Here is a 15,991-nt window from a genome sequence, read left to right on the forward strand (position 1 = left end):
CGGAAGGGCCGGCCGCCGTCGTCCGTGCGGGGCGGGCGCGTGTGCGGGAGGCCGCCGTCGTCCGTGTGCGGGGCGGGGGCGTGTGCGGGGAGGGTGCCGTCGTCCGTGCGGGGGAGGGTGCTGTCCTGGCCCCCTACCCCGGTAGGGGGCCGTCAGCCCGCGCCGCAGATGCGCATGCCCTTCGGCGTCGCGCACGGCAGGTGGCCGTTGGCGCGCATGACCTCCTCGCCGTAGTTGTCGAGGTAGTTCAGGAAGCTGGAGACCAGGCTGTTCGCGGGCGGGGAGCCGTAGGTGTAGGCGTACTCGATCTCCTGGTACGGATAGCCGCTGGTGTCGATCGTCTCGACCGAGGGCGTGATGCCGTCGATCGTCACCCGGTGCGCGCCGTCGGGAACCGCACCGGCGCGCAGTTCGGTGTAGCCGATGGCGCCGTCGAGCTCGGCGACCTTGGGCAACACCTGGTCCGTGCCGTCGAGTTCGCAGCGGACGACCGGGGCCCGGGGGTCGTCCTTGGTGGTGCAGTCGCGCGAGGACGCGGCGAGCTCGTTGCCGTCGAGTACGCGGCGCTGGAACACCTCGCGGGTACCGGAGTTGGCGTCACGGCTGACCAGCAGGATCTCCAGGTCGGGTCCGCCCTCGATCTGGTTCCAGTTGCGGATCTCGCCGCGGTGGATCCGTCTGATCTCGTCGAGCGAGAGGTCGCGCACCGGGACGCTGTCGTTGACGACGAGGGAGAAGAGCGAGACCGCGACCGGCTTCTCGCGCAGCTTGGCGAGGCCGGAGGGCTTCGGGCCGTCGGACAGTGCGATCAGCGACGGCGAGCCGGACGATCCGCTCCTGGCGCCCCTGGCGTCGAGTTCCCGCACGCCGGCGTTGCTGCCGTGGGTGTCCACGACGATGCTGGACCCCTCGCACTCCTTCTCGTACTTCTTCTCCAGCTCCACCAGGACCGGGCGGAAGGCGGTGGAGCCGGTGAGGGTGAGGGTGCCCGTGGCGCAGTCCAGCGGGGGCGGGGTGTCGTCCCGGACGACGATGATGCCGGCGAGCGCGAGCACGCAGACCGTGAGGGCCACGGTGATGATCCTCGCGGCCCGGCCGAACATCGGAGGCTTCTCGTCGGGGCGTGCGGCGGTGTTCGGGGCCACCACCCCGTCGCGGATGCCGCCGGTGACCTTGATGGGACCGCCCACCTGCGAACCGGTCAGCAGGACGAGGAGCTTGAAGTGCTCGTTGCGGTTGAGCGGGACGCGGGGCAGCTGGATCAGGGAGCCGTTGTGGCGCACGGCGGCGGAGGTGAAGTGGTCCATGAGGTGATCGGCGCCCGGTGAGTGGGTGACCGCGATACCCCGGACCGTGCGGCCGGTGAACTCGGCGGTGAGGCCGTGGAGGTCGCCGCGCCCGGTGTAGTCCTCGTCGGCGATCGACTGGGAGCCGTCGTTCTCGATGCGCAGCAGGACGAGGGTGGCGTCGGCCATGTCCGGCGTCTCGTCGAAGAGGCCGAGCCGCACGTTGGCCCGCCCCTGGCTCACCTCGCTGCCTATCGGGGTGTCCATCTGGACGCGGTAGCCGATGCGCTTGCGGCGGGGGACCCGGCGCTCGTACCAGAGGACGCCTGCCGAGGTGAGTACGCCCAGGACCGCGGTGAGGACCGCGACGACGTTCTCGGGGCTGAACCACTCCATGGTTCTGGCGCTCCCTCGTGGGTGCGATGTGCCGGTCGGCGTCACCGTACGACTCGGTCGCGCGCCGCGGGAGAGCCGCCGGGATCCTTCCGTCGAAGTTCGTCTTGTGTTCAACAAGGGTTCGGGGAGCGCGAGTTGGGCGCTGCTCCGTGAGGGTCGAGTTCTGGTCTAGACCTTGACAGGTCCAGACCATCGACGCTTGAGTGGCTCTACCCCCCCATGGCGGCGCACGCTCAACGCGGCGCCGCGCCGAAGGAGTGATCGCGTGATCAAACGTGTCATGAGCCTGATCGCCGCGCTGGGCGCGGTCGTCGCGACGTTCGTCTTCCTCCCCGCCTCCACGGCGTCGGCCGCCACCTGCGCACCCGCCTGGAGCGCCTCCGCCGTCTACTGGGGCGGCGGCTCCGCCTCGTACAACGGACACAACTGGTCCGCCAAGTGGTGGACCCAGAACGAGCGGCCCGGAACGGCCGACGTCTGGGCCGACCAGGGCACCTGCGGGACCGGCGGCGGCACGGACCCCGGCACCCCCAACCCCTCGGGCTTCGTGGTCAGCGAGGCCCAGTTCAACCAGATGTTCCCGAGCCGGAACTCCTTCTACACCTACAGCGGCCTCACCGCGGCGCTGAGTGCCTACCCCGGCTTCGCCAACACCGGCAGCGACACGGTGAAGAAGCAGGAGGCCGCCGCCTTCCTCGCCAACGTCAGCCACGAGACGGGCGGGCTGGTGCACATCGTGGAGCAGAACACCGCCAACTACCCGCACTACTGCGACACCAGCCAGTCCTACGGCTGCCCGGCAGGCCAGGCCGCCTACTACGGGCGTGGCCCGATCCAGCTCAGCTGGAACTTCAACTACAAGGCGGCCGGTGACGCACTCGGCATCGACCTCCTCGGCAACCCCTGGCAGGTGGAGCAGAACGCCTCCGTGGCCTGGAAGACCGGTCTCTGGTACTGGAACACCCAGTCCGGCCCCGGCACCATGACGCCCCACAACGCCATGGTCAACGGCGCCGGCTTCGGTGAGACCATCCGCTCGATCAACGGCAGCATCGAGTGCAACGGCGGCAACCCCGCCCAGGTCCAGAGCCGCATCAACAAGTACCAGGCGTTCGTGCAGATCCTCGGCACGACGCCCGGCTCGAACCTGAGCTGCTGAACCCTCCCCACCCCGGGGAACGGGGCGCGTCCGGCAGCGGCCGGGCGCGCCCCGATGCGCGTGGCCGCAGGGGCGGTTGGCAGGATCACGCACCATGAACACGGACAGCAACAGCACACCGCCCACGACGACCGAGGCGCGCCTCGCCCTGATCGACTCCGTCCTCGGCCTGCCGTACCCCGCGGGGGAGGAGAGCGAGGACAGCGGCGTCCGCAGCAGCGGCCCCGGACATCACCTGGTGATCCTGCGGGCGAGCCAGGACTTCTGGGACGACCGGTCCCCCGAGTTCATCGAGCCGGCGGAGCAGGAGATCGAAGCCGAATTCAGCGTGCTGGCCTCCGCGCTGAGCGAGAGATGGGGCGAGCCGGAGACCGTCGACCTCTGGCCCTACCTGGAGGGCGGGGAAGGCTCCGACGCTCCCCCGGAGCCCATGGGGCAGCTCTGCAATCTCGCGGGGAGCATGCAGGTGTGGCGTGTACCGGGGAGCACGCGGTGGACCGGTCTCGCCGTGGGCCAGGCCGATCCGGAGTTCCCCATCTGGCTGCTCGCCGCCGTCGGGGAGAAGGCGACGCTCCCGGCGTGAGCACGGGGCGGGGCGCCGGAGCGGGCCTTCCCCCGCGAAGCCTTCCCTCGCGAAGTCGCCCTTGCGAGGCCTTCCCTCGCGAAGTCGCCCTTGCGAGGCCTTCCCCCCCTCGTGCAGTCGCCCCCGCGAAGTCTTCCCAACGAGGGCCCGCACGCGAGGGCCCTGCGCGTGAGCTTTCCTCCGCGGCGGGTCACAGGAGGGCGGGCAGCACCACCTTCCCGGCCCGCACCGCGCGCACCCGGGTCTCGACACGGGCGGAGGCCTCGAAGTCCAGCCCGGAGAACCGGAGCCGGCCGGAGGCGCCCACGACCAGGAGGAGGCCGCCCAGGACGGGGACGGGGCAACGCGCGGGCAGCACCCGGGCCGCACGGGACACGTAGGGTCAGTGCGCCTCGGTCGATGCGGAACTCCACGTCAGGGGCCTCTCGTCCGGAGTACGGCACGGTCGAGATCCACGCTGGGCGGCATCACTGACAGTCAGCGGCGCCGACGACAGCGACCACCCCCGTGAGCCGCTGCCGCCGCGCCTCGAGGACGTCCCCCGACATCCTCGTCCTGCTCCGGCTCCGGGCCGTTCCGGCGTCCCCCGACGCCCTCCGAACGCTCCGGAGCACGCTCGGGACTCTAGGGCGGCCGGGCGGTGGGCCGGGAGATTCAATTCGCACCGTGTGACGTGCGACGGGTATCGAACCGCACAGCCGTACCGGTACTCTGCACTCCGGTTTTCGGGCAGGAGCGGGGGACGCGTGAACGGGCGGGACCGGGCCGACGACGTACTGCTCATGTACCGGCTGGCACGGACCGGTGGATCGCCGGAGCTGCTGCGCAGACTGGCCCGGAGGGCGGACGGGTGGGCCGGGATGGTCGACCGGGACGGCACGGTGCTCCAGGCCGTGGCCGGGAACACCAGGTGGCCGGGGCACGAGGCGGCGACGTTCGCCTCCCGCGCGGTGCGGGAACTCGCGGCCCGCGGCGCCGGGTCGTACTCCCTGGAGGACGACGACTGCGCGGCGCTGCTGCTGCCCCTCCACCAGGCACCGGACGACGGCGGCCCCGTCCTCGCGCTCGTCGCCCGCGGACCGCTGCCCGCCGGGCTCGCCACCCTGGCGGCGGACGCGGTGATGCCGCTGGCCCTGTCCTGGGCGACGGAGAGCGTCGAACGCAAGCGGCGGCGCGTGGATCTCGCCGAATCCCGTGGCCGCGAAGCCGTGCTGCACCTGCTGATGACAGGTCAGCTCTCCATCGCCCGTCAGGTGGCGGGCGCCCTACGGCCGAAGCTCCCCGATCCGGTACGCGTCTGCGTCGTCGAGTGCTCCGGCGGACAGCGCGACGAGGTGGCCCGGATCTGCGCCGACGCCTCGGGCGGGCGCACCTGGATCGTGCGCTGCCCGGTGTACGCCCGCCATCTGATCCTGATCATGCCGGCGGACGAGGAAGCCGGAGCGGAGCGGCCGGACGGCGGCCGTACGCTCGACCTGACCGTCGCGGGCCTCGTGGACGACTGTGTGGTGGGGGTCAGCGAGGAGGTGCGGCTGCCCGACACCGCGACCGCCTACCAGCAGGCCTTCCACGCCCTCGCCGTCGCCCGTGGACTCCCCGGGCGCCACTCCAGGTTCGGCGCCGCGCCGGAACCCGCGCTGGTCGCCGGGGCCGCCGGAGCCCGGTGGGCCGACGCCCTCCTCGCCCCGCTGCTCGCTCATCGGCCGCGCCGCGCGCAGGACCCCGGCAGTCAGGAACTCGCGGCGACCGTCGCGTCCTGGCTGGCCTTCTCCTCCCACGCCACCCAGCACCTGAAGATCCACCGCAACACCCTGGCCGCCCGTCTCCGGCTCGTGGAGGAGCTCCTCGGCCTGGACCTGAACCGGGTCGCGGACCAGGCGGCCGTCGACCTGGCCCTGCGCATCAGGGCCACACCCGCGCTGCACCACCCGCACCCGCGGGGCGCCCGGGCGTCCGAGGACCTCGACACGGTCCTGCGGGCCCCCGGCTTCCAGGAATGGGCCGTCCACCAGCTCGGCCTGCTCGCCCGGGCAGGCCCCACGGGCGAGGAGACCCTGCGGACATGGCTGGCCTGCGAGGCCCAGCTGAGCCCGGCCGCCGACCGGCTCGGCATCTCCGTGCCCGGTGCGCGCAAGCGGCTCACCCGGCTGGAGGCACTGCTGCGCCGGTCGCTGCTCCGGACACCGAGCGCGCGGTACGACCTGTGGCTCGCGTTCCGCGCCGTGGACCTCGCGGCCTGAGCCGCTCAGCCCTCCTTGGTGTACGTCAGGCTCTCGCCGGTGGCCGTGATCTCGCGGCGCAGGCTGCCGTCGGGCAGCAGCGTCAGGACGGTGGGCCTGCCCGGGGTGCACGAGGACATGGGCTCACCGGACGTGACCCGGGAGGGCCCGATACGGACGGAGGCGCCGGAGCCGGGCGAGGTCTCCAGATCGGCCTGGAAGACGCAGCGGTAGGAGCCGCCGGAGCCGAGCGGGCCCTCGGCGGTGAGGGACAGCACGGTGTCGCCGACCTCACCCTGCTGGATCACGAGTCGCCGGGTGGACGCGCCGGCGCCACCGCCGATGGTCCCCGTCCAGGTACCCAGATAGCCGGAAGGGACGGGCCCGTCCGCGCTCTTGGGGTCAGGGGCCGTTCCGTCCTGCGTGGGCGAGCCGGTGGCGTCACCGGACGAACCGTCAGAGGTGTCGCGCGACGGGGCAGCCGTGGTGGGCGAGGCCGTCGTGTCGCCGTCGCCCTTCGTCATGAGGGCGTAGACCCCCCAGGCCGCGCCGACCGCGACCAGCACCGCGACCGCGAACAGCGCGAACATGGTCCCCGCACCGCGACGGCGCACGGGCACGGGCGCGGTGAGGTGGCCGGGCTGCGGGCCGTACGGCGGAGTGGGGCCGAATCCGTAACCGGGGGCGGGCTGTTGCGGGTAGCCGTACGACGGCTGCGGAGCGCCGCCGGGCGGCCCGATCAGCGTGGGTGGCCCGTACGCGCCACCGGGTGGGCCCGCGGAGACGGGTGCGGCGGACGGCGGACCGTAGGCCGGGTGCGCGGGCCCCACGGGCGGGGCCGTCCGGGCGGGCGCGGGGGGCGCGGGATGCGCGGGTACGGGCGGGGCTGCCCGGGCGGGCGCGGGCTGTGCCGGTACGGGCGGGGTTGCCCGGGCGGGCGCGGGGGCTGCGGGGGATACCGGTACGGGCGGGGCGACGTCCGCCGGGGCGGTCTGCGCGGGCGTCGGCGGGCCGGCCTGGGCCGACGGGGGCCGTGCCGGGCCGCCCTCCTCCGGATCCTCCGAGTCCAGGAGCTCCACCGCGTGCCGCCCGAGCTGGGCGATCAGCGCGCCGGGCAGCCACGGCTCCTTCGTGTCCGCGTCGCCGAGGCGCTCCAGGACGGCGTCGGTCGACGGCCGCGCGGCCGGGTCCTTGGCCAGGCAGTCCCGGATCAGCTCGACGAGGTCCACGGGTACGCCGGTGAGGTCCGGGTCCTCCTGCGCGATGCGGAACATCAGCGCGTGGATCGCGCTGTCCGCAGCGCCGAACGGCAGCCGGCCGGTCGCCGCGTACGTGAGCACGGAGCCGAGACAGAAGACGTCGCACGCCGTCGTCACGCGCTCGCCCCGCATCTGCTCGGGGGACATGAAGCCGGGTGAGCCGATCACCGCTCCCGTACGCGTGAGGCCGCCGTCGGTGACGGTGTCCAGGGCGCGCGCGATACCGAAGTCGATGACCCGGGGGCCGTCGATCGTCAGCAGGATGTTGGACGGCTTCAGGTCACGGTGGATCAGCCCGGCGCGGTGGATGTCCTGGAGGGCCCCCGCCAGCCCGGCACCCAGCGCGCGGACGGAGCGCTCCGGGAGCGGACCGTACGCCCCCGATTCGGCCGGGGGGAGGCCCCGGCGTCCGGAGACGACGAGGTGCAGCGAGGGGCCGGCGACATATCCCGTGGCCACCCAGGGCACCGCGTCGTCCACCCCGGCGTCCAGCACCGGTGCGGTCCAGGCGCCGCCGACCTGCCGAGCGGCCTGCACCTCCGCGCGGAAGCGGTCGCGGAAGTGCTGCTGCTCCGCGAGTTCGGGCCGGACCAGCTTGATGGCGACGGTACGGCCCCGGTCCGAGCGGGCCAGGAACACCTGCCCCATGCCACCGGCGCCGAGCCGTCCCAACAGGCGGTACGTGCCGATGCGTTGCGGATCGCCGGAGCCCAGCTTCTCCATGTGCGCTTCCTCCCCCGTACGGTCGTGGCGGACCGTGGTCGAGGATAGCGGCGGCCCCGGCAGACCGGACCGAGGGCGTCCGGAGGCCACCTTCCCGGGTGCGGCCGGCTACGGACGGGCGTCCGCGGGAGCCCCCGGGCGGGCGATTCGTTATTTGCCTCGGAGGAAACATGAGGTGCCCCGCGCGCATTCTCCGAGCGCCGCCGGATTTTTGCGCAGGCTGAAGTCTCGCGGTGATTATCCGCGAGTTGATTTCGCTACCCACAGGTAATAAAACGATCCGGTGGAGTGGCGGGTTGTTGGCCGGGTGTAGAACGCAGCATTGCGGGCAGGGGGACGTACTGCGGAATATCGGACGGGTGCTGCCTGAATTCGCTCGCGCGGTCAGTCTCGATGAAGAGCGTTCACACCTATGGAGACGCTGTGTGACCGCGCTGCGGTTGCAGCCCGGTGCGCGGGCGGACGCGTCACGTGTGGCCCGGCTGCCCGGAGTGGCCCGGTGCGCGCCCCTCGCCGCCCCGGTGCGGGCCGGACGGACCCCGGCGCTCCGCGGACCGAAGGCGGGGCGGGCGGGGACGCCGTGCGCGCGGCCCCTTCCGCGTCCGGAGTCGCGGAGCCGCTCGGGGCGGGACGCCTGCCCCGAGCGGCTCCGGCCGGGGCCGACAGGCCAGGTGAAAGGGATGATCCCGAATGGGCAGCGGGAGTGGACGCCGTCGGTGGTCCAGGCCATTGGCGCCCTGGTGGGGCGGGTGGTCGTGCTGTCGCCGTCGGCACCCCGGCCGCGTCTTCCGGGTGGGCCGGAGGGGTTGCGTGCGGATCGGCGCCGGACGCGGCGGCCGGGAGTGCGGGGCCCACGTCTGGGCCCACGCTGGGCCCAGACGTGGGCCCTGGAGCCTGGGCCCTGGCGCCGGGGTGGAGGGCGTGTGGGCCCGTCCCGTTCCAGGGGTGGATGGCCATTACCGGACAGCATCGGCTCCGTTGTGTAGTTACATGATCACATACCGCAGGGTAAGCGGAATGTGGAGGGCCTGAATAGCGGGCCCGGATGCAGCTTGATGACATTTGCGCGCCCCGGTACCGGGCCCGGGTCGGCCCAAGGCGAAATCGCGGATCGCGTCCGTCCGGTTGTGCCCGTGGGCCGTTGACTGGTTCACGCCCGAGATCTAATGTCTGAGAAAGTAGGGCGATGGCGCGTAAGTGTCCCCCGGATAAGTAAACGATTTACCGGTCGGTCTCATTAGGCGCCTGGAGCCCTTTGGGCGAGACAATCCAGCGCTGGTGATTGTTTACCGGTTGGTTGAATCAGTGACGAAGGAGCGGAATGGGTTCGGGGGTGACGGATGCGCCGGAGGGTGTATGCGGGGCGGACTCCGTGGAGCGCGCTCTCCTTGAGGCGAGGGCGCTGATCGAGTCCTCGGTGTCGATGCACCGCAGCCGGCCTGGTGGCGCGTCGCTGCTGGTCCGGGCGGACGACGGCTCGGTGGACAGGGCCGTGAAGCGCGTCATGGCGGGTGCGAAGTATTCGGCGCATCTCGCGGTCACCGGCAATTGGAAGCATTCGGCCGTGGTGATCAGGGCGGTGGCCGCTGCTGTGGCGCCTCCCGCGACCCCGAGAAGGCGGGGCCAGCTGGCCGTGCGGCTGCTCGCGGCGGGCCGGGCACTCGAACTGTCCGCCGACAGCCGCCGGCACTTCGCCGAGACGTCCCTGGAAGTGCGCATGACCAGGGGTGAGTTGAGGGAGGCGCTGATCGTCGACGGCAGGACCGCCCTGGTCCAGTCCGGTGACGGCTCCGGGGGCAGGCACGCGGCGGTGGTCACCGACCCCGCGGCGGTGGGAGCGCTCGATCTGCTCTTCGCCGGGGCCTGGGCCGTCGCCCGCCCCGTCGCCGACGAGCTCCGGCTGGACCGCAGTCTGCGGGGCGAGCTGGCGCGGCAGATCCTCGAGCAGCTGCGTGCGGGGCGCACCGACGACGTGGCCGCGCGGGAGATCGACGTGTCACTGCGTACCTACCGGCGCCATGTCGCCGCGATCATGCGCGTACTCGGGGCGAACTCGCGATTTCAGGCGGGAGTTCGCGCGGTGGAGCTGGGGTTGCTGGAGCGGGGCTGAGCTGTCGGGCCGTGCAGTGACACCCCCACAGGGGATCAACGGGGGCAACAGGAAGATGAGCAGAACCACACCAGGGCCGGACCCGAGTGAAGCGGGCGGCGAAGGGCGCAGACCCGGCAGGGGAGCCGAGGAACCGCCCGGGCCGCCGGGCGGGGGGCCGGAGGGGCCGGAAGAGGGGCAGGACGCCATAGAGCGGACCCTGCTCCAGGTCCGGGCCCTCATCGAGTCGACGGTGGAGAGGCATCGCAACAGGGTCTCCTGGGACCGTCAGATCGTCGCCGTGGACGGCAGGAGGGAGGAGCTGCTGGGCGAGGCGCGCAAGCTGGTGCTGCAGGCCCGGTCGACCATCGACGTGGTGCTTGCCTCCGGCCCGAGCTGTGGCACGGACGCCAAGGGGCCCTTGCGGGAGCTGACCTACGTGGTGCCCGAGACCGTGCGTCTCCGGCTGCTGTGTTCGCCGGCCATGATCGACGAGGACTTCGTCCGCGAGCAGCTCGCACTGGGCTCGCCCATCGAGATCCGGGTTGCTCGTGTGCCACCCCTGCAGGGCGTGATCGTGGACGGAGCGGTGGCGCTCGTGTCGGCCGAGTCCTCGACCGGCCGCCGGGCGTCGCTCATCAGGGTCCCCGACGTCATCAGCACGCTCCGCACGCTCTACGAGGGGGTGTGGCGCAACGCCGTGCCGGCGTACGCGCGCATCACCTTCGGCGACCACTGCCGTACGGACCTCGCCCGGCAGATACTCGGAGCGCTGCGCGCCGGGGTCACCGACGAGGTGGCGGCGCGCGAACTCATCGTGTCCGTACGCACCTACCGGCGTTACGTCGCGGAGATCATGACGCTGCTGGAGGCGACCTCCCGCTTCCAGGCGGGCGTGCGGGCCGCCGAACTCGGGCTGCTGGGCGGCATGGAGAGTCCACCGCAGGCGACCAAGCCCCCGTCGGACGGCACCTGACGTGCCGTGGGGCGGCCCCGGGCTGGCAGCTTCCTGTAGTTGCCGTTGTCGGGCCGCGAGGCGGACGACTACAACTGGCTGCGTCGACCGGGGCCCGCCCGCGCGCCCCGTCGCAGTACCGCCATGAAGTACCGCCGACGCGAGGTGCGAACAGAATGAAGGCCGGCACGGGCGGCGGACGGTTCCGCCGCCACAGCCCGGGGGCCGTCAGCGGAAGGCCGCCGCGGTCGCCGTCCCACGCGGCCCGTCCCGGAGAGCCGCCGGCCACGCCGCCTCGCACGGCCCTTCCCGGCGCGTGGCCGGAGCCGCCGCACCAGGCGGCCTCGCCCGGAGCGCGGCCGGGAACGCCGCCTCAAGCAGGCCCCGCCGGACCGGCCTCCGCCGGCGGCCACTTCCACCTGATCGTGCGGGCCGCCGAACCGGCCGGTGCGCGGGCCGAGTCACTGGAGGGTGTTCGATGACCACCTTGTCCTGCACGGACCTCCCTCTCCCTCACGACAGCGGGGTCGGCGTGCTGAACAAGGCCTCCCTGCTGCTGAGCGTGCTGGAGGAGGGCCCCGCATCGTTGTCCAGGATCGTCGTGGTCACCGGGCTGACACGGCCCACCGCCCACCGCCTGGCCCAGGCGATGGAGAGGCTCCGGCTGGTGACCCGTGACGCGAAGGGCCGGTTCCAGCTCGGGCCCAGGCTCGGGGAGATGGCGGTGGTCGTGCACGGTGACCGCATGCTGGCCCTGGCCGGGTCCGTCCTGGCGGACCTGCGCGACCGGACCGGGGCCGGCGCCCGGCTGTACCGGCGCCGGGAGGACGTGCAGCTGTGCGTGGCCGGTGCGGAGACCACCACGGCGGGGAAGGACGCGGTGCCGGTGGGTACCGCCTTCACCCTGCGATCCGGAGCGGTGGCGCAGGTGCTGCTCGCCTGGGAGGAACCCGAGGTGCTCTACGCGGGCGTCACCCGCGCCCGTTTCACCGCGGCCGCGCTGACCCAGGTACGCAGGCGCGGCTGGGCCCAGAGCTTCGGCACCTGGGACACGGACGTGGTGACACTGGCCGCTCCCGTGCGGGGGCCGGGGGGCCGGGTGGTCGCGGCGCTCTCCCTCTCGGGCCCGGCCTCGGTGCTGACCAGGGAGCCCTCGCGTGAGTTCGGCGGTGCCGTGATCGACGCGGCGCTGCGACTGGGCGAAGCGTCTGCCGGATGACTCCCCCGCACCAGGGCGGGTGGCGGCCCGGGCCGCCGGGACGGCAGGAGCCGGGCGCGCCGATGGAGTTCAGGATCCTCGGCCCCACGGAGATCTGGGACCGGGGGGCCCGGGTCCCGCTCACCGCCGCCAAGCAGCGCACCGTACTCGCGGCCCTCCTCATCTCCCCGGGACGGTTCGTCTCCGACCTGTGGCTCGGCGAACTGCTCTGGGGGCCGGAGCCGCCCGCCACCAAGTCCGCACAGCTCTACACCTACATATCCCGGCTGCGGCGCAGCTGCGAGCCCGGAGTACGGCTCGTGCGCCGGCACCGTGGCTACGGCCTGGTCCTGGGATCGGCCCGGCTCGACTGGAAGACCTTCCAGCAACTCGCCGAGCAGGGGCGGCAGTACCTGGTGCAGCGCCGCTACGCGGAGGCCGCCGCCGGCCTCGAAGCGGCACTGCGGCTGTGGAGAGGACCCGCGCTGGCGGACGTCACGGAGTTCCTCGCCCGGACCGAACTCCCCCTGCTGGAGGAGGCGCGGCTCCGGGCGATCGACCAGCGGATGCAGGCGGTCCTGGCTCTCGGCAGGCACGACGCCGCCCTGCCGGAACTCACCAGGCTGGTGGCGGAGAATCCCGCCCGGGAGTCGTTCCGCGGCCACTTGATGACAGCCCTGTACCGCTGTGACCGGCAGATGGACGCGCTGCGGGTGTACGAACAGGGCCGCCGGGTCCTCCAGGCGGAGCTGGGGGTGGCCCCGGGAGCAGCGCTGCGCGCGCTGCACCGCGCGGTGCTGCTGGAGCAGCTCCCCGGGCCGGTCGCAGCCGAACCCCTGATCCTGACCGGGCGGCGCGCGGGCCCCCCCGCGCCGGGGCCTGACGCCCCGGCCGGAGTGCCCGGGCGCGCCGCGCACAGTCCGTGGGAGGGCATCGTCCCCGCGATGCTTCCGGTGGACGCGGCGGGATTCGTCGGGCGCCGTGCCGAACTCCCCGTCGTGCTGGCGGTGTTGAGGGGGCAGGAGGGCCCGTACCGCGGAGCCGTCCTGACCGGTGCGGCCGGGGTGGGCACCTCGGCGCTGGCCGTGCGCGCCGGGCACGCCTGCCGGGACGAGTTCCGGCACGGGCAGCTCTACATCGATCTGCGCGACGAGGGCGGGCGCGCCAAGGACCCGAGGGACGTGCTCGGCAGCTTCCTGCGCGCGCTGACGCACGTACGGAGCGAGGACCTGCCCCCGACGCTGGACGAGCGGGTGCAGCTGTACCGCAGCGCGCTGTCCCGCCGCCGGATCCTCGTGGTGCTCGACAATGCCCTGGACGAGCGGCAGGTGAGCCCGCTGCTGGCGAGCGGCCCGGGGTGCCGGGTGCTGATCAGCGGCGGCCGGCAGTTCGCCTCGATGGAGGGCGTGAGGGTGGTGCCGGTCGGCCGTCTCGACGAGACGGAGGCGTGGGAGCTGCTCTCCTCCCGTGTCGGCCAGGCGCGTCTGGACGCCGAACCCGAGGCCACCGCACGGCTGCTGGCGCTGTGCGAAGGGCTGCCGCTGGCCCTGCGGTTCTGCGCGACCCGGCTGGTGACCCGCCCGCTGTGGCCGGTGGGCAGGCTGGTGGACCGGCTGGAGAGGGGAGAGGTGCGGCCGGACGAGTGGGGTGAGGGGGGACACGAGCTGTGGAGCGTGCTCAGAGCGGGCGTCATGCGGCTGGAGCCGCCGCTGCGTCCGGTCCTGCGCACGCTGGCCCGGACGGAACCAGGGGTCTTCTCGCCGGCCGGGGCGGCGCAACGGCTCAACTGCTCGGAGGACCGGGCCCGGGGAGCTCTGGACGCGCTGGTGGAGGGCGGGCTGCTGGAGATGGTGGGCACTGCCCATGGGAGCGCGGCGGCCGGGGGCGCGGCGGACAGGGCTCCGGGCGGAGCCCTTCCGCTCCCGCCGGGCGGCCCGTCCGCCGCGTTCACGGCACAGGAGCGCTACCGGTGCACGCCGCTGGTCAGGCTGGTGGTCCGTGAGGCGGAGTGCGTCACGGAGGGTGCCTGACCGGCGGACGCGGCGGGTCAGTCGGCCGGCGGCGTCGCCGGCGGGGGCTGTACGTCGTTGATGAACGCCGCCAGCAACGCGGCCCAGCGCAGTCCTTGGTCGTCCGCGACCGAGTCCTCGTCCAGGTATCCGCTCTCGTGCGGACCGTCCTCGCCGGGTACGCCGTCCGCGGCTTCCTCCGGCCACTGCCCCCCGGTCCCCGTCGGGGTCTCCGGCAGCTCGGCCGGATCCGGTGCGGCGCCCATGCTCATGTGTCCCTCCTCCTCGAACCACCCCTGCCGGGCGGTCCCTCCAGAGTTGGGCACATACCTATGCCTCTTCTATACTCCGGCCCTTTTGCATGCACACCGGATGCCGTGTGCCCTGCGGGCTGGCAGCTTCCTGAAGCGGCTCTTGCCGGGCGCGACGGGCTCGCAGTTCCATGGACGGGTCAGGCGCCGTGCTCGCCCCTCTTGCGGAGCCCGCCTGTCCGGCAGGCGATTCCCCCCCTTCGTACTGCCGGGACGCCGGGGGTCCGGTTCCGTCGTGGGACCGGACCGTCGGGTCGGAGCGTGTCGTGCCCGGCGTGCCCTCGCACGACGTCGCGAGCCCGCTGAGAAAAGGACGAGGACATGACTGCCACGGCCCTGCCCGGTTCCGAACTGCTTGCCCACATGGCTGCGCACGACCCGTCTTTCCGCGAGCGGACGGCGGAATCCCTGATCGCCGTCGAGAAGCGCCTCCTGGACTGCGCGGCGGAATCCGGGGACCCACGGGTGGCCGAGCTCACGGGCCACATCGCGACGGCGGGCGGCAAGAGGCTCCGCCCGCTTCTGGTGCTGCTCGGCGCGGAGTTCGGGGAGTCGTGGCGGGAGGGCGTCGTCGAGGCGGCCGTGATCGCCGAACTCGTCCACATCTCCTCGCTCTACCACGACGACGTGATGGACGGGGCGGAGCTGAGGCACGGAGTGCCCAGCGCCAACGCCCTCTGGGGCGCCCGGCTCGCCGTGGCGGGCGGCAACTGGCTGCTGGCCCGCGCCGCCCGGCTCGCCGCCGAACTGGGCCCGGACATGGTGCGGTTCCAGGCGGACGTGGCGAGCGAGCTCGTGGTGGGGCAGCTGCGCGAGATGACGGGGCCCGCCGAGGGCGAGGATCCCGTGGCCCACTTCTTCCAGGTCACCTCGGGCAAGACCGCGGCGCTGCTCGCCATGGCGCTGGGGGCCGGCGCCCTCCGGGCGGGCGCCCCGGCCTCGTACGGACGCGCCCTCGACGCGTACGGCCGCCAGCTGGGCATCGCCTTCCAGATATCGGACGACCTCCTCGACCTCCTCGCGCCCGCCTCGTCCACCGGCAAGGAACAGGGCAAGGACCTGGCCGCCGGGGTCCCCAGCCTGCCGGTGCTGCTGGCCCTCGCCGACCGGCGGCCCGCGGGCGCCGAGTTGCGGGAGCTGCTGGCGGCCGGACCGCTGGCCGACCCGGACGACCGGCGCCGCGCGCTGGAGCTCTTCGCGGCGTCGCCCGCCCCGGCAGCCGCCGAGGCGCATCTGCGCCGGCGGCTCCGCCTGGCCCGGACCGCCCTGGACGCACTGCCACCGGGGCCGGCGCACCGGGCGCTGCACGCCCTGTGCGACTACGTCGTCACGCGTGTGACCCCCGCGGTGTGCGCGGGGGCACTGACGTGACGAGCGGACACGACAAGGGGTTGGACATGGCACGGGAAGCGACGGACGAACTGGCGGTCATCCGCGCCGAAGCACTGCGCGGGCCGAGTGACCGGGCGACCGAGGCGCAGCATGCGAAGGGCAAGCTGACGGCGCGGGAGCGTATCGGGCTGCTGCTGGATCCGGGTTCGTTCAAGGAGGTCGAGCAGCTGCGCCGGCACCGGGCGACCGGGTTCGGTCTGGAGGCGAAGAAGCCGTACACCGATGGTGTGATCACCGGGTGGGGCACGGTGGAGGGCCGGACGGTCTTCGTCTACGCGCACGACTTCCGGATCTTCGGCGGGGCGCTGGGTGAGGCCCATGCCACGAAGATCCACAAGATCATGGACATGGCCATCTCGGCGGGTGCGCCGCTGGTGTCGCTGAACGACGGCGCGGGTGCGCGTATCCAGGA

Annotated in this window: 12 protein-coding genes and 1 pseudogene; 9 read left to right on the forward strand and 4 right to left on the reverse strand. The window is 73.1% G+C overall.

Features of this window, described 5'->3' with window-relative positions; all coding sequences use genetic code 11:
• Nucleotides 1-152: 152 nt before the first annotated feature.
• Nucleotides 153-1,682, reverse strand: coding sequence for a substrate-binding domain-containing protein (locus ACFYQ6_RS33830; protein ID WP_388766676.1), 1,530 nt, complete (start codon nt 1,680-1,682; stop codon nt 153-155).
• Between the two features lie 265 nt (nt 1,683-1,947).
• On the opposite strand from ACFYQ6_RS33830, the gene ACFYQ6_RS33835 reads away from it, so the two are divergent.
• Both ACFYQ6_RS33835 and ACFYQ6_RS33840 read left to right on the forward strand, forming a co-directional pair.
• Nucleotides 1,948-2,841, forward strand: a complete 894-nt coding sequence (locus tag ACFYQ6_RS33835; protein ID WP_361578765.1) for a glycoside hydrolase family 19 protein — start codon at nt 1,948-1,950, stop codon at nt 2,839-2,841.
• Nucleotides 2,842-2,935: 94 nt separating this feature from the next.
• Complete coding sequence (locus tag ACFYQ6_RS33840; protein WP_361578762.1) at nt 2,936-3,424, forward strand: hypothetical protein; 489 nt, start codon at nt 2,936-2,938, stop codon at nt 3,422-3,424.
• Between the two features lie 205 nt (nt 3,425-3,629).
• Here the strand turns inward: ACFYQ6_RS33840 and ACFYQ6_RS33845 are convergent.
• Nucleotides 3,630-3,837, reverse strand: a pseudogene (locus ACFYQ6_RS33845) (DNA polymerase III subunit beta); the annotation flags it as partial.
• A gap of 369 nt (nt 3,838-4,206) precedes the next feature.
• Here ACFYQ6_RS33845 and ACFYQ6_RS33850 point away from each other — a divergent pair.
• The gene (locus ACFYQ6_RS33850; RefSeq protein ID WP_361579198.1) at nt 4,207-5,664 is read left to right on the forward strand and encodes a helix-turn-helix domain-containing protein; all 1,458 of its coding nucleotides are present in this window, start codon (nt 4,207-4,209) and stop codon (nt 5,662-5,664) included.
• A gap of 5 nt (nt 5,665-5,669) precedes the next feature.
• Here the strand turns inward: ACFYQ6_RS33850 and ACFYQ6_RS33855 are convergent, their stop codons facing one another.
• Entirely contained in the window at nt 5,670-7,625 is a 1,956-nt protein-coding gene (locus ACFYQ6_RS33855; RefSeq protein WP_388766679.1) for a serine/threonine-protein kinase, read from the reverse strand.
• A 1,372-nt stretch (nt 7,626-8,997) separates the two neighbouring features.
• Between ACFYQ6_RS33855 and ACFYQ6_RS33860 the strand changes: the two genes are divergently transcribed.
• The 4 genes from ACFYQ6_RS33860 (at nt 8,998) to ACFYQ6_RS33875 (ending at nt 13,897) form a co-directional block, all read left to right on the forward strand.
• Entirely contained in the window at nt 8,998-9,735 is a 738-nt protein-coding gene (locus ACFYQ6_RS33860) for a hypothetical protein (protein WP_356744922.1), read from the forward strand.
• Nucleotides 9,736-9,790: 55 nt separating this feature from the next.
• Entirely contained in the window at nt 9,791-10,690 is a 900-nt protein-coding gene (locus tag ACFYQ6_RS33865) for a LuxR family transcriptional regulator (protein WP_361578753.1), read from the forward strand.
• 457 nt (nt 10,691-11,147) lie between these two features.
• Nucleotides 11,148-11,888, forward strand: a complete 741-nt coding sequence (locus ACFYQ6_RS33870) for an IclR family transcriptional regulator (protein ID WP_361578750.1) — start codon at nt 11,148-11,150, stop codon at nt 11,886-11,888.
• Between the two features lie 62 nt (nt 11,889-11,950).
• Entirely contained in the window at nt 11,951-13,897 is a 1,947-nt protein-coding gene (locus ACFYQ6_RS33875; RefSeq protein ID WP_361578747.1) for a BTAD domain-containing putative transcriptional regulator, read from the forward strand.
• 17 nt (nt 13,898-13,914) lie between these two features.
• Here the strand turns inward: ACFYQ6_RS33875 and ACFYQ6_RS33880 are convergent, their stop codons facing one another.
• On the reverse strand, nt 13,915-14,148 hold the full coding sequence (locus tag ACFYQ6_RS33880) for a hypothetical protein (protein ID WP_361578744.1): 234 nt from the start codon (nt 14,146-14,148) through the stop codon (nt 13,915-13,917).
• Nucleotides 14,149-14,508: 360 nt separating this feature from the next.
• Between ACFYQ6_RS33880 and ACFYQ6_RS33885 the strand changes: the two genes are divergently transcribed.
• Complete coding sequence (locus ACFYQ6_RS33885; RefSeq protein WP_361578741.1) at nt 14,509-15,558, forward strand: polyprenyl synthetase family protein; 1,050 nt, start codon at nt 14,509-14,511, stop codon at nt 15,556-15,558.
• A gap of 26 nt (nt 15,559-15,584) precedes the next feature.
• Nucleotides 15,585-15,991: carboxyl transferase domain-containing protein (locus ACFYQ6_RS33890; protein WP_388766683.1), on the forward strand; the 407-nt coding region annotated here is incomplete at its 3' end.

Source organism: Streptomyces sp. NPDC005494 (assembly GCF_042872025.1).
GTDB lineage: Bacteria > Actinomycetota > Actinomycetes > Streptomycetales > Streptomycetaceae > Streptomyces.